General features: G+C 72.9%; 15 protein-coding genes, 1 pseudogene and 1 riboswitch. Of the genes and pseudogenes, 9 read left to right on the top strand and 7 right to left on the bottom strand.

From position 1 onward, the window contains the following. The first annotated feature begins 272 nt into the window (after positions 1–272). Positions 273–2,297 (top strand): DNA helicase RecQ, encoded by a 2,025-nt coding sequence (gene recQ / locus AB0G63_RS37710; RefSeq protein ID WP_360759969.1) that lies wholly within the window; start codon positions 273–275, stop codon positions 2,295–2,297. A 60-nt stretch (positions 2,298–2,357) separates the two neighbouring features. Here recQ and AB0G63_RS37705 read toward each other — a convergent pair whose 3' ends face one another. After that, positions 2,358–3,299, bottom strand: a complete 942-nt coding sequence (locus AB0G63_RS37705; RefSeq protein WP_360759967.1) for a M56 family metallopeptidase — start codon at positions 3,297–3,299, stop codon at positions 2,358–2,360. Between the two features lie 394 nt (positions 3,300–3,693). Beyond that, complete coding sequence (gene fahA, locus AB0G63_RS37700) at positions 3,694–4,914, bottom strand: fumarylacetoacetase (protein WP_360759964.1); 1,221 nt, start codon at positions 4,912–4,914, stop codon at positions 3,694–3,696. Between the two features lie 377 nt (positions 4,915–5,291). Here fahA and AB0G63_RS37695 point away from each other — a divergent pair, with 377 nt between their 5' ends. After that, positions 5,292–6,104, top strand: a complete 813-nt coding sequence (locus tag AB0G63_RS37695) for an HAD family hydrolase (RefSeq protein ID WP_360759961.1) — start codon at positions 5,292–5,294, stop codon at positions 6,102–6,104. Between the two features lie 9 nt (positions 6,105–6,113). On the opposite strand, the gene AB0G63_RS37690 is transcribed toward AB0G63_RS37695, so the two are convergent. Beyond that, entirely contained in the window at positions 6,114–6,596 is a 483-nt protein-coding gene (locus AB0G63_RS37690) for a transglycosylase SLT domain-containing protein (protein ID WP_360759958.1), read from the bottom strand. Position 6,597: 1 nt separating this feature from the next. Next, positions 6,598–6,771, bottom strand: a riboswitch (cyclic di-AMP (ydaO/yuaA leader). A gap of 792 nt (positions 6,772–7,563) precedes the next feature. Here AB0G63_RS37690 and AB0G63_RS37685 point away from each other — a divergent pair. From AB0G63_RS37685 to AB0G63_RS37665, 5 genes are all read left to right on the top strand, one after another. Next, a complete protein-coding gene (locus tag AB0G63_RS37685; RefSeq protein WP_360759956.1) occupies positions 7,564–8,574 on the top strand; it encodes a polyprenyl synthetase family protein in 1,011 nt (336 codons plus the stop codon). Positions 8,575–8,895: 321 nt separating this feature from the next. After that, entirely contained in the window at positions 8,896–10,149 is a 1,254-nt protein-coding gene (locus AB0G63_RS37680) for a DUF2092 domain-containing protein (protein ID WP_360759953.1), read from the top strand. 111 nt (positions 10,150–10,260) lie between these two features. Continuing rightward, entirely contained in the window at positions 10,261–11,235 is a 975-nt protein-coding gene (locus AB0G63_RS37675; protein ID WP_360759950.1) for an ABC transporter ATP-binding protein, read from the top strand. Continuing rightward, positions 11,222–12,100: an ABC transporter permease gene (locus tag AB0G63_RS37670; RefSeq protein ID WP_360759947.1), complete on the top strand. Its 879-nt coding sequence runs from the start codon at positions 11,222–11,224 to the stop codon at positions 12,098–12,100. The genes AB0G63_RS37675 and AB0G63_RS37670 overlap by 14 nt, the downstream gene beginning before the upstream one ends. 254 nt (positions 12,101–12,354) lie before the next feature. Continuing rightward, entirely contained in the window at positions 12,355–13,689 is a 1,335-nt protein-coding gene (locus AB0G63_RS37665; protein WP_360759944.1) for a tetratricopeptide repeat protein, read from the top strand. A 76-nt stretch (positions 13,690–13,765) separates the two neighbouring features. On the opposite strand, the gene AB0G63_RS37660 is transcribed toward AB0G63_RS37665, so the two are convergent. Then, the gene (locus AB0G63_RS37660) at positions 13,766–14,233 is read right to left on the bottom strand and encodes a VOC family protein (protein ID WP_360759941.1); all 468 of its coding nucleotides are present in this window, start codon (positions 14,231–14,233) and stop codon (positions 13,766–13,768) included. 99 nt (positions 14,234–14,332) lie between these two features. Between AB0G63_RS37660 and AB0G63_RS37655 the strand changes: the two genes are divergently transcribed. Next, positions 14,333–14,905 carry a CGNR zinc finger domain-containing protein gene (locus AB0G63_RS37655; protein ID WP_360759938.1) on the top strand — a complete coding sequence of 191 codons (573 nt, stop codon included), beginning with the start codon at positions 14,333–14,335 and terminating at the stop codon, positions 14,903–14,905. Between the two features lie 19 nt (positions 14,906–14,924). Here the strand turns inward: AB0G63_RS37655 and rarD are convergent, their stop codons facing one another. Further along, positions 14,925–15,935 carry an EamA family transporter RarD gene (gene rarD, locus AB0G63_RS37650; RefSeq protein ID WP_360759935.1) on the bottom strand — a complete coding sequence of 337 codons (1,011 nt, stop codon included), beginning with the start codon at positions 15,933–15,935 and terminating at the stop codon, positions 14,925–14,927. A 135-nt stretch (positions 15,936–16,070) separates the two neighbouring features. Beyond that, positions 16,071–16,925, bottom strand: a complete 855-nt coding sequence (locus AB0G63_RS37645) for an SDR family oxidoreductase (protein WP_360759932.1) — start codon at positions 16,923–16,925, stop codon at positions 16,071–16,073. A gap of 90 nt (positions 16,926–17,015) precedes the next feature. Between AB0G63_RS37645 and AB0G63_RS37640 the strand changes: the two genes are divergently transcribed. Next, the gene (locus AB0G63_RS37640; protein ID WP_360759929.1) at positions 17,016–17,408 is read left to right on the top strand and encodes a helix-turn-helix domain-containing protein; all 393 of its coding nucleotides are present in this window, start codon (positions 17,016–17,018) and stop codon (positions 17,406–17,408) included. Positions 17,409–17,477: 69 nt separating this feature from the next. On the opposite strand, the pseudogene AB0G63_RS37635 reads toward AB0G63_RS37640, so the two are convergent. After that, a pseudogene (locus AB0G63_RS37635) lies at positions 17,478–17,964 on the bottom strand (2-oxoacid:ferredoxin oxidoreductase subunit beta); the annotation flags it as partial.

Below are 17,964 nucleotides of genomic sequence, written 5' to 3'. Positions count from 1 at the left end.
GGCGCCCGCTCCCAGGGCAACGTAGCACGTCCACCGGGTCGTCGAGCTGGTCGGTGAGGCACGGGTGCCGGGCCGCCGCGCTCTTGAGGGGCGCGGGGAACTGCGCGACCTGCCGCGACGGCGCGGCAGGCGCTCGACGGCATGGAGCGGTACTCCCACCAGCCTGTGGATAACTCGTGGGCCTGTCGGTGCGGAGCCCTATCGTGGAGGCAGTGGTCGAGGGACCACGGGCGGGGAACCGGACAACGGGCGGGACGGGCGGGATCAGCGAGATGGCAGTGATGACGGACCCGGGGACGACCGACAGCGAGGCGCTGGCCACGCTGCGCCGGGTCTTCGGATACGAGGCCTTCCGCGGCGAGCAGGAAGCGGTCATCGAGCACGTGGTGGCCGGCGGCGACGCGGTCGTCCTGATGCCGACCGGCGGCGGCAAGTCGCTGTGCTACCAGATCCCGTCCCTGGTCAGACCGGGCACGGGCGTGGTGGTCTCCCCGCTGATCGCGCTGATGCAGGACCAGGTGGACGCGCTGCGGGCGCTGGGCGTGCGCGCCGGGTTCATGAACTCCACGCAGGACTTCGACGAGCGCCGGGTGGTGGAGGCCGAGTTCCTCGCCGGCGAGCTGGACCTGCTGTACCTGGCGCCGGAGCGGCTGCGGCTCGACGCGACGCTGGACCTGCTCTCCCGCGGCAAGATCGCGGTCTTCGCGATCGACGAGGCGCACTGCGTGTCCCAGTGGGGCCACGACTTCCGGCCCGACTACCTCGCGCTCTCCCTGCTCGGTGAGCGCTGGCCGGACGTCCCGCGGATCGCGCTGACGGCGACGGCCACGCACGCGACGCACCAGGAGATCACGCAGCGGCTGAACATGCCGGACGCCCGGCACTTCGTGGCGAGCTTCGACCGGCCCAACATCCAGTACCGGATCGTCCCCAAGGCCGACCCCAAGAAGCAGCTGCTGAGCTTCCTGCGCGAGGAACACGCGGGTGACGCGGGCATCGTGTACTGCCTCTCGCGCAACTCGGTGGAGAAGACGGCCGAGTTCCTCTCCCGCAACGGCATCGAGGCCGTGCCGTACCACGCGGGCCTGGACGCGGGCACGCGCGCGGCGCACCAGTCCCGGTTCCTGCGCGAGGACGGCCTGGTCGTGGTGGCGACCATCGCCTTCGGCATGGGCATCGACAAGCCCGACGTCCGCTTCGTCGCCCATCTCGACCTGCCCAAGTCCGTCGAGGGGTACTACCAGGAGACGGGCCGCGCGGGCCGCGACGGACTGCCGTCGACGGCCTGGATGGCGTACGGCCTCAACGACGTCGTACAGCAGCGCAAGCTGATCCAGTCCGGGGAGGGCGACGAGGCGTTCCGCCGCCGCGCGGCCGCCCATCTCGACTCCATGCTGGCGCTGTGCGAGACGGCCCAGTGCCGCCGCGGCCAGCTCCTCGCCTACTTCGGGCAGGACCCCGACCCGGCGGGCTGCGGCAACTGCGACACCTGCCTGGCGCCGCCCGAGACCTGGGACGGCACGGTCGCGGCCCAGAAGGTGCTGTCGACGGTGGTGCGGCTGCAGCGGGAGCGCGGCCAGAAGTTCGGCGCGGTGCAGATCGTCGACATCCTGCTGGGCCGGCGCACGGCCAAGGTGATCCAGTTCGACCACGACCAGCTGTCGGTCTTCGGCATCGGCGAGGAACTCACCGAGGGCGAATGGCGAGGCGTCGTAAGGCAGTTGCTGGCGCAGGGACTCCTCGCGGTCGAGGGGGAGTACGGCACGCTGGTGCTGACCGAGGCCAGCGGTTCGGTGCTGCGGCGCGAGCGGGAGGTGCCGCTGCGCAAGGAGCCGAAGAGGCCGACGACCTCGCGGTCGGGCTCGGCGGGCGCGGGTGCGGGTTCGGGGCGGGGCGAGCGCAAGCCCAGGGCCGCGGCGGCCGAGCTGCCCGCGGAACTGCAGCCCGCCTTCGAGGCGTTGCGCGCCTGGCGCGCCGAACAGGCCCGTGAACAGGGCGTCCCGGCCTACGTCATCTTCCACGACGCCACGCTGCGGGAGATCGCCACGGCCTGGCCCACGTCCGTCGCGCAGCTCGGCGGCGTCAGCGGGGTCGGCGAGAAGAAGCTGGCGACGTACGGGGAGGGCGTCCTCGCGGTGCTGGCCGCTCTGAGCGGGGCACCCGGCACGGCTGCGGCGACGGACGGAGAGCCCGGCAGCGGCGGACCGGGCACCGCCGGTCCCGGCAGCGGCGACCCCGGCGACGGTCACGACTGGCCCGAGATGGACGCGGAGCCGGAACCGGACGACTGGATGTAGGGATATGCGGATACAGGGCTTTCGGGGATAGCGCGTGTAGGGCTGTCGGGGACATCGCGGTCAGTTCAGTGCCGTGAGGCCGGGGGCGAACGCGATCAGCAGCGGCAGCAACGGCACCAGCGCCGCCGCCGTCGTGGTGAGCGCCCGGTCCCGGCGGCCCAGCCGGGGCGGCGGCTCGAGGAGCCGGTCGACACGCTCGCCGAGGAGGCGGTGGCTGGAGGCGCAGGACAGGACGCCGCGGTGCTGGTTCAGCTCGATCAGCGCCAGCGCGGTCGTCAGGTGGCCCCACCGGCGGGAGGCGGTGTCGTCGGCGGCCAGCTCCACCAGCCGGTGCGTCTGGTCGCAGAAGTGGGCGAACAACGGCACCCGCGGGAACCCGGTCGCCAGCGCGGTCGACAGGTGCAGCAGCCAGTCGTGGCGGGCGCGCGCGTGACCGCGCTCGTGGGTGAGGACGGCGTTGAGCTGGTGGTCGGTGAGGCGGTGCAGCGCGCCGGTCGTGACGACCAGCTGGGGCGGGCTGCCCGGCATCCACCAGGCGTCCGGGTATTCGTCCTCCAGCACCAGCAGCGGGCCGCGTGCCGGTTCCCCCAGCCCGGCGGGCAGTTCGGGGGCGCGCTCGCGGAGGTGCGCGCGGGCCCGGACACGGCGCCGGCGCGCCTCGACGAGCTCCCGGGCGAGCATCGCGGTCGTCCAGGCCGCGCCGCACGCCAGCAGCAGGGTCAGCGCGGCGGCCCAGGGCGGGGCGGCGGACAGGTCGTACGCGGCGGTGACCGCGGCCGGCGCGGGCGCGAAGAGCTGGGCGCGCACGGTGCCGAAGACGGCGGCGGCGCCCAGCAGCAGGGCGGTCAGGCAGCACAGCAGGACCGTGGCCACCAGGCACTGCCACACCCACAGCGCGACCACCGGCTCCCGGTCGGGCCACCCGGCCCGCACCAGCGCACGCGGCGCCGGCACGGCGGCCGTCAGGGCGACGACGCTCAGCAGGAGCAGACAGACGGTCATGCCACGAACTCCGGTTGCTGGTCGGAGGAGGGGTGCGGTGATGCCGGCGTACGGACCCGAAGGACGACGCGCCAGCCGCCAGTATGACGGCGGCGGACGCGGGAGTCAGGAGACGGAAGCGGACGACTACGTCACGTGCCGCCACCGTCACAGTTCCGCCCCGGCCGCGTGCCGGTCCCGCCGTCCGGGTTCCGGCTGTCCGGTCCCGCTGTCCGGGTTCCGGCTGTCCGGTCCCGCTGTCCGGGTTCCGGCTGTCCGGTCACGCCGCCCGGCCGTCTCATCGGGCCACGTCACTCCGGGCCGCACTCCGAGCTGCCCCGGGGCCACGTCACCCCGGGGTGCCCGCCCGGGCCGTCGCAGCCCGGGTGACGTGGGCCCGGTCCCGCCGGATGGATCACTGCTGGGGCACTACCCTCCCCGTCACCTCGCCGAGGCCCACGCGGACCCCGCCCGGTCCGGGCGCCCACGCCGACAGCGTCACCACGTCCCCGTCCTCCAGGAACGTGCGCTTGCCGTCGGGGAGTTCGAGCGGGTCGCGCCCGTTCCAGGTCAGCTCCAGCAGGGACCCGCGCTGCGACGGTTCGGTGCCGCTCACCGTGCCCGAGCCGTACAGGTCGCCGGTCCGCAGCGAGGCCCCGTTGACGGTCATGTGCGCCAGTTGCTGCGCGGCCGTCCAGTACATGGTGGAGAAGGGGGGCTCGGAGACGACGTGACCGTTGATCGCGACGGAGATCCTCAGGTCGTAGCCGCCCGGCTCGTCCACGGAGCCGGAGTCGTCCAGGTAGGGCAGCAGCGGGTGCGTGCGCTCGGGCGGCGCCACCCGGGCCTCCTCCAGCGCGTCCAGCGGGGTGATCCACGCCGACACCGAGGTGGCGAAGGACTTGCCGAGGAACGGGCCGAGGGGGACGTACTCCCAGGCCTGGATGTCGCGCGCCGACCAGTCGTTGAGCAGGCACAGCCCGAAGACGTGGTCGCGGAAGTCGCCGAGCGCCACCGGCCGGCCCATCCGCGACTCCACGCCCACCACGAAGCCGACCTCGGCCTCGATGTCCAGCCGTACGGACGGTCCGAAGACGGGCGCGGCGTCGCTCGGGGCCTTGCGCTGCCCCGACGGGCGGACGACGTCCGTGCCGGAGACGACCACCGTGCCCGACCGGCCGTGGTAACCGATCGGCAGGTGCTTCCAGTTGGGGGTCAGCGAGTCGGCGGCGTCGGGGCGGAAGATCTGCCCGACGTTCCGGGCGTGGTTCTCGGAGGCGTAGAAGTCGACGTAGTCCGCGACCTCGAAGGGAAGGTGCAGGGTCACCGCGGACAGCGGGTGCAGGAACCGTTCGACCGTCTCCCGGTGGGCGGGCACGGTCACCCACGCCGTCAGCGCGCGCCGCACGTCCGACCAGGCGGTGCGGCCCGCGGCGAGGAGCGGGTTCAGCGAGGGCCGCGCGAGCAGGGAGGCGTACGGGGAGCCGAGCGCCACCGCCGCCGCGCCCGCGTCGAGGACGTGGTCGCCGAGGCGGACGCCCACGGTCCGGTCGGCGGACCCCTCGGGCGAGAAGACGCCGTAGGGAAGGTTGTGCGGGCCGAAGGGGTCGCCCTCGGGGACATCGAAGGGGGGCATGGGTGCTGCCTCACTCTCACCATGTGTCGCGTGCCGTCATGGGGCCGCGCGTACCGTCATGTGGCCGCGCCACACGTTACGGCCGAGTCGCCTGCCTTGGGCAGTTGTCCTGGGCAGTGTCGGGTACCGCGTGGTGAGCCGCGGCCCGCCAAGACGGGGCGCGAGCTTCGTGTCGTCGGTGCCGGGCCCGTCCTTCACCGGGCTGCCGGCCGAGGGCTCCTTCGGCGATGTCGGTGCGGTGAAGCGGGCGTGCGGAACCGGGCGTGCGGAACCGGGTGTGCGGAACCGGGTGTGCGGAACCGGGTGCGGGGCGGGGCTCCGCAACCGCCGTCCGGGCGCGGTGAGTCGGCGCGCCGCCCGGTCCGTATTCTCTGATCATGGCCGCACCCACCGCATACGCACTCGTCGCCACCGACCTGGACGGCACCCTGCTCCGAAGCGACGACACGCTCTCCGACCGCTCCCTCGCCGCGCTCGCGCGGGCGGCGGAGGCCGGCGCCCGGCACCTCGTCGTCACGGGCCGGCCGGCGCCGCGCGTACGGCCGCTGCTGGACGCCCTGGGCGGCGGCGGGCTCGCGGTGTGCGCGCAGGGCGCACAGGTCTACGACGCCGCGGCGGACCGCCTGCTGTGGTCCGTCACCCTGGACCGGGAACTGGCCGAGACCGCGCTCGGGAAGATAGAGGCCGAGGTGGGAGAGGTGTACGCGGCCGTCGACCAGGACGGCGTCGACGGGCTCACGCTCATCGAGCCCGGCTACCTCATGCCGCACCCCACCCTGCCCGCCGTGCGGGTCGGGCGGCGCGACGACCTGTGGAGCGCGCCGATCAGCAAGGTGCTGCTGCGTCACCCCGACCTCAGCGACGACGAGTTGACGGAGACGGCGCGCGCGGTGGTCGGTCCCCTCGCCACGGTCACCATGTCGGGACCCGGCACCGTCGAGCTCCAGCCGTGCGGGGTCACCAAGGCGACCGGCCTCGCGCTGGCCGCCGAACACCTGGGCCTGGGTCCGCACGAGACGATCGCCTTCGGGGACATGCCCAACGACATCCCCATGTTCGACTGGGCCGCCCACGGCGTCGCCATGGCCAACGCCCACCCCGAACTCCTCGCCGTCGCCGACGAGATCACCCTGTCGAACGAGGACGACGGCATCGCCGTCGTCCTCGAGCGGCTGTTCTCCGGGGCCTGATAGCCGCGCCTAGTAGGCGCCGTAGACGTTGTCGATCGAGCCGTAGCGCTTGGCCGCGTAGTTGCAGGCGGCGGTGATGTTCGCGATCGGGTCGTAGGGGTCGTACGACGTGCCGGGCACGTGGTAGGCGGCGAACGTCGGGTCGATGACCTGCAGCAGGCCCTTGGAGGGGGTGCCGGCGGCGGCGTTCGAGTCCCAGTTGTTGATCGCGTTCGGGTTGCCCGAGGACTCGCGCATGACGTTGCGGTAGATGCCGTTGTAGGAGCCCGGGATGCCGTGCTGCGCCATGACGCTGAGGGAGGCCCGGATCCAGCCGTCGAGGTTGTTGGGGTAGCCCAGCGAGGCGGCGGTGACGGTGGTCGAGGTGGCCGCGGACGCCTCGGTCGCGCCGACGAGCGGCAGCGCGAGCACGGCGAGGCCGGTGCCGGCGACGGCGAGTTTGCGGACGAGACGGGAGTTTCTGACGCGGGGGTGCCGGGCAGCTGCAGACATGACGGTTCCTCTCCGGCGCCTGCGAGGTGAGCTGTCGGGTTCGGGCGGGAGATGCCCGGCCGCCTCGCCCTGCGGCGACGCGACTTCACCCCTAGCCGGCCCGGTACGGTGCCCGGTCCGGCGACTTACCTGGTTCCCCCGCTCCTGCCGTGCGTGAGTTCGTCGATGGCTGTTCCCGGGCGGCGGCAGGATTCGGCGTCCGCCCGACAGGCCGGGAACGTATGCGAGAGCACATGTCCGGAACAAGTGGCGGTTTCGTATGCCGGGCTTTTTGACCTTGATGTGGGGCTTATGGGGTGCTTGATCCTTTGCGGCAGCCAAGGGTCAAATGGGCGGCGGTGAAAGGGATGTGAGGGTGTGGCGCGCGGGCGGCGGTACGGGGGCGGGCGTGAGCCAACTCACGGGCTTTCACAAGTGCGGCAAAACGGTCAATGAGGCCAACTCGGTTGCAATGGGCCGCTCGTGGGTCGGGGTGGTGTCATGTGGGCGGACTGCCGCCTGGTGATGGGTTCGGTGGAGGGTCGGTGAGCGGCCTGTGGGCGGCCTGTGGGCGGCTCGGTGTGGAGGGCCTGTGGGCGACCCGGCGGGCATGGGCGGGTGCGTGGTGGCTCGGCCGGCGGTCGGTGAGTGGCCGCCGGCCGGGCGGTGCCCTCCCGCGGGCCGGGCTGTGCCATCCCGCGCCGCAGGGGTCGCCTTGCGTGCCCACGTCAAGGGGCCTCGGTGCGGGCGCTGCTCGGCCCCAGGGCTCCGGCTCGCTTCCCTTGTCGGCCGATCGGGTATGTCTATAAATGTCCGTTCGTATCTGGTGATCGAAAACATGGCAGCCGTGATCCGATACCGCCCGTGCTGGACGGGTGGGCGGCATGGGTGATCGAAAGCCGACCGGATACGCTGACTTGAGTGGGGGCAGCGACCTATCGACAAACCGTGTAATCGCCAGCAGACACCAGCAGACAGGAGACCCCTCGTGACCGTCGTCGGGCCATTCGGGCTGAGCGTGCGGGACCAGGCTCTGGAAGCCGATGTCCAGGCCGGATTGGCGGCTGTCGAGGAGGGACTGCTCGAAGCCACCAAGAGCGAGGTCCCCTTCATCACGGAAGCCGCCCAGCACCTGGTGCGGGCGGGCGGGAAGCGGTTCCGTCCGCTCCTCGTGATGCTCGCCGCCCGGTTCGGTGACCCGTACGCGCCGGGGATCGTGCCGTCGGCCGTGGTCGTGGAGCTGACCCACCTCGCGACCCTGTACCACGACGACGTCATGGACGAGGCGGCGGTGCGGCGCGGCGTGGACAGTGCGAACACCCGCTGGGGCAACTCGGTGGCGGTCCTCACCGGCGACTTCCTGTTCGCCCGCGCCTCGCACATCCTGGCCGACCTGGGGCCCGAGGCGGTCCGGGTGCAGGCCGAGGCGTTCGAGCGGCTGGTCACCGGGCAGATCCTGGAGACCGCTGGCCCGCAGGACGGCCGGGACCCCGTCGAGCACTACCTCGACGTCCTGGGCGGCAAGACGGGGTCGCTGGTGGCCGTGTCCTGTCGGTTCGGCGCGATGATGTCCGGCGCCGACGAGACGGTCGTCGACGTGCTCACCCAGTACGGGGAGCGGCTCGGCGTCGCCTTCCAGCTGGCCGACGACGTGCTGGACATCGCCTCCGACTCGCACGAGTCCGGGAAGACCCCGGGCACGGACCTGCGGGAGGGCGTCCCGACGCTGCCGGTGCTGCGGCTGCGGGAGCGGGCGGCCCGGCTGGGGCTCGCCGAGGACATCGCCCTGTGCGAGCTGCTGGACTCCGACCTGAGCGACGACGCGCGGCACGCCCGGGCGCTGGCGGAGCTGCGGGCGCATCCCGCGCTGGAGCAGGCGCGGCGCGACACGGTGCGGTACGCGGAGGACGCCAGGGCGGCCCTCGCCCCGCTCCCGGAATGCGACGCGAAGGCGGCGCTGGTGCAGCTGTGCGACGCGGTGGTGCACCGCGCCGGGTGACACTCCCGGCGGCCAGGTTCTGTCTGGTTCGATGCGGTGCGGTGCGACTTGTCCTGACTCGTCTCCGAGTCGGAGCCGCTCACTGAGTGGCGTACGTCACGCCGCCGCGCCGCACCCCTACGGGTAGGCGGACGCGCCGCCCTCTCGTGTCATACCCCAGGCGTACACGGAGTTGGCTCCGCGGTCTGACGCTTCCTGACGGGCGATTTGGTCAGATGGAGACCACGGAAAACACCAATCCTCACCGATTCGGGTGAGAATGGCGGCTCGGGGTGAATCGTGAGTGGAGCAGCCGCCGCCGACGACGGAGGTAAGGCACACATGGCACCGTACGGATCCGACGACAGCACGATCGCCGGGGAGTCCGACGACCTGCGCGCGGGACGGCGCAAGGCCGCGCGGTACGTCGTCCCGGTCGCGGTCGTGGGGGTGGCGGCGGCGACCATCGGGCTGGTCCCCGCGCTCGCCGACTCCGGGGACCCCGACCTGCCGAAGATCAGCGCGCAGCAGCTCATCGAGAAGATCGCGAAGTCGGACGTGCAACAGCTGTCCGGCACGGTGAAGATCAGCACGGACCTGGGACTGCCCGACTTCGGCGGGCTGGAGAGCTCGCTGGCCTCCGGCGCCTCCGGGTCCGGCGGCGACGGCTCCTCCGCGGACCCGTCCACCAAGCTCCCCGAGCTGGCCTCCGGCACCCACACCCTGCGCGTGGCGGCCGACGGCCCCGAGAAGCAGAAGCTGTCCCTGCTGGAGGACGCGGCCGAGTACAGCCTCTTCCGCAACGGCAAGGACGTGTGGGGCTACGACAGCAAGTCGAACGAGGTCTACCACGCGACCGACTCCGGTGGCGCGGCGCGCGAGCAGCGGCGGGAGGACCTGCCCGCCACGCCGAAGGACCTCACCGAGGACGCCCTGAAGGCCGTCGACGACACGACCTCGGTGACCGTCGAGGGCACCGCGCAGGTCGCCGGCCGGGACGCCTACCGCCTGGTCGTCAAGCCGAAGCAGTCCGGCTCGACCGTCGGCCAGATCACCGTCGCCGTGGACGCGAAGACCGGGATGCCGCTGAAGTTCACGCTGACGCCCGCGAGCGGCGGCGCCGCGGTGGTCGACGCCGGCTTCACCCAGGTCAGCTTCGCCGCGCCGGCGGCGTCCACCTTCGACTTCACGCCTCCCAAGGGCGCGAAGATCACCGAGGGCGGTGCGGGCGGTGCGGGCGGTACGGGCGGTACGACCGGGCACGCCCGGAAGGGCGACGGGGGCACCGAGGGCCTCGGGCAGGGCTTCGGGCAGGGCTCCGACGGGCTGAACGTCATCGGCGAGGGCTGGAACTCCGTCGCCGTCTTCGACAACGGCGGCCAGGGCGTCCCGTCCGGCTCCGGCTCCGGCTCCGGCGCCGACGGCGCCTTCGGCGGCTTCCTCGACTCGCTCGGCGACAAGGTGTCCGGCAGCTTCGGCTCGGGCACGGTCTTCAAGACCCGTCTGATCAACGCCCTGGTCACCGACGACGGCAAGGTCTACGTCGGCGCCGTGACCAAGGACGCGCTGGTGAAGGCCGCCGGCGAAGGGAAGTAACCCCGCACGGGCCGACAATCACCGTACGGGCCGACAATCACCGTAGGGCCGACACCACCGCACGGGCCACCGCACGGGCCACCGTACGGGCACGACGGATCGAGGGAGCCGATGGAGGAGACGTCCGCCACGGAGCCGGACGCGCACGGCGCGGGCGACGGCGTCATCGTCACCCGCGCGCTCACCAAGCGCTACCGCGGCGGGCAGCTCGCCGTCGACGGCCTGGACCTGACCGTCCCGGCGGGCAGCGTCTTCGGCTTCCTCGGTCCGAACGGCTCCGGCAAGACCACCACCATCCGCATGCTGATGGGCCTGATCGAGCCGACGTCGGGCACGGCGCACGTCCTCGGGCGCCCCATGCCACGCGCCGCGCGCGCCGTGCTCCCGCACGTCGGGGCCCTCATCGAGGGCCCCGCCCTCTACGGCTTCCTCTCCGGCCGCGACAACCTGCTGCGCTACGACGCCGCCGACCCGACCGCCGACCCGCGCACCCGGCGCGCGCGCGTCGCGGCGGCGCTGGACCGGGTGGGGCTGACGACGGCGGCCGGCAAGAAGGCCAGGGCCTACTCGCTGGGCATGAAGCAGCGGCTCGGCCTCGCCGCCGCGCTGCTGCGGCCCCGCAGGCTGCTGGTGCTGGACGAGCCGACCAACGGCCTCGACCCGCAGGGCATGCGGGAGATCCGTTCACTGGTGCGGGAGCTGGCGTCGGACGGCACGACCGTCTTCCTCTCCTCCCACCTCCTCGACGAGATCGAGCAGGTCTGCACGCACGCCGCGGTCATGGCGCAGGGCCGCCTCGTCACGCAGGGCGCGGTGGCCGACCTGGCGGCGGGGACGCGCGGCCGCCTGGTGGTGACCACGCCCGACCCGCAGGACGCGGCCCGGGTGCTGAAGGAACAGGGCGCCGGCGACGTCGTCGTGGCCGACGACCGGGTCACCGCCGAGCCGCCGGACCGCGACCTCGCGGAGGTCAACGCCGCGCTGGTGACGGCCGGCGTCCGGGTCCGCGGCTTCGGCGTCGAGCGGGCCTCGCTGGAGGACGCGTTCGTGGCGCTGACGGGGGAGGGGTTCGATGTCGCGGGCTGAGAGCGTCGCCGAGGTGCGCACACCGAATCCGCTGTGGTCCCTCGGCCTCTTCCGCAGCGAACTGCGCACCACCTTCCGGCGCTGGCGCACGCTGGCCCTGCTGGGCGTGCTGGCGGCCGTGCCGGTGCTGGTGGGGATCGCGGTGAAGATCGAGACGAGCGACGGCCCGTCGGTGGGGCGCGGCGGGGGCGAGGGCCCGGCCTTCATCTCGCAGATCACCAACAACGGACTGTTCCTGGTCTTCACCGCGCTGGCCGCGACGCTCCCGTTCTTCCTGCCGATGGCGATCGGCGTCGTCGCGGGCGACGCGATCGCCGGCGAGGCGAACGCGGGCACCCTGCGCTACCTCCTGGTCGCCCCCGCCGGCCGTACCCGCCTGCTGCTCACGAAGTACGCGACCGTGCTGTCGTTCTGCCTGGTCGCCACCCTCGTGGTCGCCGTGTCCGCGTTGACGGTGGGCGCCCTCCTCTTCCCCCTCGGCGACCTCACGACCATCTCCGGCACGCGGATCGGCTTCGCCGAGGGCCTGGGCCGGGCCCTGCTCATCGCGCTGGTCGTCGCCGCGTCCCTGGTCGGCATGGCGGCTCTGGGCCTGTTCGTGTCGACGCTCACCAACAGCGGCATCGCGGCGATGGCGACGACGGTGGGCCTGCTGATCACGATTCAGATCCTCGACCAGATCCCCCAACTCCACGCCGTTCAGCCGTACTTCTTCTCCCACTACTGGCTGTCCTTCGCCGACCTGATGCGCGACCCGGTCTACTGGGACGACCTGGTCAGGAACCTCGGCCTGCAGGCCCTGTACGCGGCGGTGTTCGGTTCGGCGGCGTGGGCGCGCTTCACGGCGAAGGACATCACGGCGTAGCGCCGGGGCCGGGGCCGGGGGATGGCCCCTGCGTCCTGGATCCTGGTCCCGAACCATGGGTCCTGGGTCCTGGGTCCTGGGACGAGTCTGTGACGCTGCGGTGACGTGAGAACCGGGAGCGACCGGAGAGACTCGACCATACGCGCACGACCGGATCGTGACGCCGGGGAAGCACGGGCCCGACGGCGGGAGGGAGCACCATGGACCCGAACGCGTCGTCCGCTCGACTCCCGACGCATCCGAGTGAGGGAACGATGACTCGACTCAGCCGCGAGAAGAAGCGGGACACCCAGCGCGCCGCGGCGCTCTCCGCGGCCCTCGCGGCGCCGCCGATCGACGTCCGCGTCTCGGGCGCCGGCGCCGCCTCGGTGGACGGCGTCCCGGTCTCCGCGCCCGCCGGTGAGGAGATCCAGAACGCCGTGCTGAACCACCTCCACCGCCTCGCCGCCACCGCCGGGCATCCCGTGCACGCCACGGTCCACGACGAGCGCATCGGCTACGTCGTCCACCTCGAGGTCGGCCCCGACGGCTCCAGCGGCTTCACGGGGGAGCCGGTGCGGATGCCCGAGCCGGAGGACGGCGCGGCGGTCCGGCCGGCCGGGAAACCGCGGCCCGCGCCGGAGCGTACGCGGCCGGAGCACGGGCAGTCCGACCGGGCGCGGCAGCCGGAGCGGCCGGAGGGGCCGCTGCGCGGCACGCCCGAGTACGTCGTGCGGGCGGCCGCCGAGCCCGTGCGGGACGCCGTGCCGACCTTCCCGCTGCGGGCGGTACCGGAGCCGCAGCAGCCGGGCGGGAACGCTCGGACCTTCGCGCTGCGGGCCGTGCCGGAACCGTCGGGAGCCGCGCACGACCTGGCTTCCGGCACGGTGGCGCCCCCCACCGGCGCGTTCGGCCCGCCCCCGCTGATGGACGCAGTGCCGCCGCAGGCCGAGCACGGCCCTGAGGACGGACCCGAACACGTACCCGAGCGCGTGACCCAGGTCCGTTCCCGGCCCGCTCCCAAGCCCCTGTTGATCCCCGTCGAACCCGAACCCGAACCCGAACCCAGGCCCACCCCCACCCCCGCCCGTGGCTTCGACGCCGTCGCCGAGGCCGTCCTCGACGACCGCCCGCCCGCCGTCCCCACGCCCCTCACGGAGCCGATGGCCCGCATCGGCGAGGCGGTCAGGTCGGGCCGTACGGAGGTGGCGGCGGAGCTGGCGCAACAAACGATCGCCGACGCGTCCACGACCCTGGGCGCGGAGCACCCGGAGGTCCTCCGGCTGCGCGAGCTGACCGCGTACGTCGCCTACCTGGCCGGCGATCCGGTCCGCTCCTTCCGCCTCTCCCTCGCCCTCGTCCGCATCTTCCGCACCCGCGACGCGGAGGCGGCGTACGGCAACATCCAGAGCGCGGCCACCGCCTGGCGTGCCGTGCGGGACCCGGAGCAGGGGCTGGCACTGGGCCGCGACCTGATCGGCCTGTGGACCGAACTCGCGGCCGAGGGCGGCCCGGCCGCCGACGACATCGAGCGGCTGGAGTCGGCACGCGCCCGCATGGGCCGCCTCACGGCCCGCGCCCGCCGCCACGCCGAACCGTCCGCACACTGACCGACGCCGACCCGCCCCCGCCCGCACGCCGAACCGCCGCACGCTGACCGACGCCGTGCCGGCCCCGGCGACGGCGTCAGTGCACGCAGAACTCGTTGCCCTCCGGGTCCGCCATCACCACCCACTCCCCGGCGGGCTCCTTCACCCGCCGCAGCACGCTCGCGCCCAGCCCCTCCAGCCGTTCGACCTCGCCGTCCCGCCGCCCGTCGCCGGGATGCAGGTCGAGGTGGAGCCGGTTCTTGCCGGTCTTCGCCTCCGGCACCCGCTGGAACAGCAGCCGCCGCCCCAGTCCGGTCCCGCTGTCCGCGTCGTAGGGATCGTCCGGATGCCGTACGGCGATCAGGTCCCGGAAGGCCGGGCGGCCGTGATGGTCGACGGCGGCCTCGGCCGGCAGGGCGCCGAGCTGCAGCAGCCGCCGGACGAGGGCGCTGTTGTCCTCTGCCTCGTAGCCGAGTGCCGCGGCCCAGAAGTCGGCCTGCGCGTGCGGATCTCCGGAGTCGACGACGAGCTTGAAGTGAACGGGTCCTGCCGGTCGAGTATCCATGTAACCACTTATACTGGTTATGTGAGCGAGCGCGCGGCGGAACCGCCGGAACCGCCGGAATCACCCGGACGCCCCCGACCGCCTGAGCGGCCGCCGGGCATGACGCTGACCTCGTACGACGGCAAGCCCTACCGGTTCGACCCCGGCGCCCTGTGCCTGGAACTGCTGACCACCGGCGGCCCCGGCGCGTTCGCGCGCTACGAGGTGCTGCACCAGCCGGCCGACCTGGCGGCCTGGGTGACCCGCAGCCGCCTCCCGGACGGTCTCGAGGTGTCGGTCAGCGACCGGGAACTGACGCGGGCGCGCACCGTCCGTGACGCCCTCTTCCGCCTCACCGCCGCCCGTGCCCACGGCCGCCGCCTCGACCCCCGGGACCTGGACGTCGTCAACGCCGCCGCGGCCGAGCCGCCGCTCGTCGCCCGCATCGCCCCGGACGGCACGCACGCCTGGGCGCCCGGCGCCACGGCCACCGCGCTGCTGTCGACCGTCGCCCGGGACGCCGTCGGCCTCTTCACCGGCCCTTACGCCGACCGCATCCGCGTCTGCGACGCCCACGACTGCCATCTTCTCTTCGTCGACACCTCGCGACCGGGCCGGCGGAGGTGGTGCGCGATGGAGCACTGCGGCAACAGGGAGAAGGCACGGGCACACCGGAGCCGGGGACGGGCCTGACCGGCCGGTGCCGAGCCGGTCAGGCGTCTGCCGAAGCCGAAGCCGAAGCCGAAGTCGAAGCCGGCGCCGAAGCCGAAGCCGGTGCCGAAGCCGGGGCCGGGGCGGGTGTGTCGACCCGGGGCACGCGGACCGCGGCGCGCACTCGCCGCGCGGTGCGCCACGCGTCCCCGGTGAGCAGACACAGTGCCAGCCACACCAGCGCGAACCCGGCCCACCGCTCCAGCGGCATCGCCTCGTGGAAGTACAGGACGCCGATCAGGAACTGGAACACCGGCGCCAGGTACTGCAGCAGCCCCAGCGTGGACAGCGGCACGCGGATCGCCGCCGCGCCGAAGCACACCAGGGGCAGCGCGGTCACCACGCCGGTCGAGGCGAGCAGCGCCGCGTGGCCGGGCCCCTGGGCCGTGAAGCTCGACGTACCGTGCGCGGACAGCCACAGCAGATAGCCCAGGGCGGGCAGGAACTGGATCGCGGTCTCGGCGGCCAGCGACTCGATGCCGCCCAGGTTGACCTTCTTCTTCACCAGCCCGTAGGTGGCGAAGGAGAAGGCGAGGCAGAGGGAGATCCACGGCGGTCGCCCGTACCCCACGGTGAGCACGAGCACGGCCGCGAACCCGATCGCGACCGCCGCCCACTGCACGGGCCGCAGCCGCTCCTTCAGCAGCAGCACGCCCATGGCGATGGTGACCAGCGGGTTGATGAAGTACCCGAGCGAGGCCTCGACGACGTGCCCGGTGTTCACCGCCCAGATGTAGACGCCCCAGTTGACGGTGATGAACGCCGCGCCGACCGCGACGAGCCCCAGCCTGCGCGGCTGCCGCAGCAGTTCTCCGGCCCACGCCCAGCGTCGTACGAAGACCAGCGCGGCGCCCACGAAGAGCAGGGACCAGACCATGCGGTGAGCGAGGATCTCGACCGCGCCGGCCGGCTTGAGGAGCGGCCAGAAGAGGGGCACGAGCCCCCACATCCCATAGGCCGCGAAGCCGTTCAGCAGACCTGTGCGCCGTTCGCTCCTCGACTCCCCGGTCACGGGTACCTCCTTCTCGCCCGGTCGCACACGCGTACCGGCCTCGAAGGTAACGCCGGACACCCCGCTTGTCATACCCGTATCGGCATACGGTCATGACAGGCGGGGTGTTCGGGACGCGGACGTACGCCTGCCGCGTCAGCCCTTGAGCGCGGCGGCGACGGCGTCGGCGAGCGGGGTGGTCGGCCGGCCGGTCAGGCGGGAGAGGTCGCCGCTGTCGACGACCAGCTCGCCCTTCTCGATGGAGGCGTCGACGCCCGCGAGGATCGCGGCGAGCGGAGCGGGCAGCCCGACGCCGGTCAGGATGCCGGTGTAGTCCTCGACGGAGACGGGGCGGTAGGCGATCTCCTTGCCGGTCTGCCTGCTGAGCTCGGCCGCGTACTCGGCGAAGCTCCACGCCTGGTCGCCGCCGAGCTCGTACGTCCGGTTCTCGTGCCCCTCGCCGGTCAGGACGGCGACGGCGGCGGCCGCGTAGTCGGCGCGCGCGGCGGAGGAGAGCCGGCCGTCGCCCGCGGCCTGGACGACGGCGCCGTGCTGGAGCACCGGGGCGAGGTTCTCGGTGTAGTTCTCGTGGTACCAGCCGTTGCGCAGCAGCACGTAGGGGACGCCGGAGGCGAGGAGTGCCTCCTCGGTGGCGCGGTGGTCGTCGGCGAGCGCGGCCGTCAGGGTGCCGGGGGCGCTGGTGTAGGCGAGCAGGGCGACGCCGGCCGTCTTCGCGGCGCCGATGACCACCTCGTGCTGCCCGACGCGGCCCTTGTCGAACTCGTTGCCGGAGATGAGCAGCACCTTGTCGCCGGCCGTGAAGAGGCCGTCGAAGGTCTCCGGGGTGTTGTAGTCGGCGACCGCGAGCCGCACGCCGCGCGCCGCGAGACCGGCCGCCTTCGCCTCGTCGCGCACGACGGCGGTGACCTGCTCGGCAGGGACCTTCTCCAGCAACTGCTCCACGACGTGACGGCCGAGGTGTCCGGTGGCTCCGGTGACGACGATGCTCATGGTGACAACTCCTTGTGGGGGTGCGTTGCCACCGACCCTAGGTCGAGCGCTAACTAAAAGAAAGTACCCACCTTGAAGTAAGGTACTTGCATGGAAGTAAGTGCCCGGGCAGCCGCCCCGTACGACACCGGCGAGGCGATGTGTCCCTACCGCCTCGTCCTGGAGCACGTGACCAGCCGCTGGGGCGTCCTGGTCCTGATCCAGCTCCTCGACCGCCCGCACCGCTTCAGCGAACTGCGCCGCGCCATCGGCCGGGTGAGCGAGAAGATGCTCACCCAGACCCTCCAGACCCTGGAACGCGACGGCCTGGTCCACCGGGACGCCAAGCCGGTGATTCCGCCCCGCGTCGACTACTCCCTGACCGGTCTCGGCCGTGAGGCGGCCGAGCAGGTGCGTGCGCTGGCGGAGTGGACGCAGGAACGGATGGCGGCGGTGCAGCAGGCGCGGGAGAGGTACGACGCGGCGCGGGGGTCTGTGTCATGACGTGCCAAGGGCCCGGACACGCCATCGCCCATGGCGCATCCGGGCCCTCTCAACGCGCGGAGCGGTACCTCAGCCCACCACCGTCCAGGTGTCCCCGCCCGCGAGCAGCGCCGCCAGGTCGCCCTTGCCGTTCTGCTCGATCGCGGTGTCGAGCTGGTCGGCCATCAGCGTGTCGTACACCGGCCGCTCCACGGACCGGAACACGCCGATCGGGGTGTGGTGCAGGGTGTCGGGGTCGGCGAGCCGGGAGAGGGCGAACGCTGTCGTCGGCGATGCGGAGTGCGCGTCGTGCACCAGGACGTCGGCCTCGTTCTCCGGGGTCACCGCGACGACCTTCAGGTCGCCGGTGGCCGCATCCCGTACGACCCCCTTGGACAGGTCGGCGCCGAAGCGGATGGGCTTGCCGTGTTCCAGCCGGATCACCGCTTCCTGGGCCTGTTGCTTGTCCTTGAGGGCTTCGAAGGCGCCGTCGTTGAAGATGTTGCAGTTCTGGTAGATCTCGATCAGGGCGGTGCCGGGGTGGGCGGCGGCCTGGCGGAGCACGTCGGTGAGGTGC

The organism is Streptomyces sp. NPDC020996, from assembly GCF_040641355.1.
GTDB lineage: Bacteria > Actinomycetota > Actinomycetes > Streptomycetales > Streptomycetaceae > Streptomyces.
The sequence above is the reverse complement of the archived record's forward strand: the minus strand, read 5'-3'. Positions and strand labels throughout refer to the sequence as shown.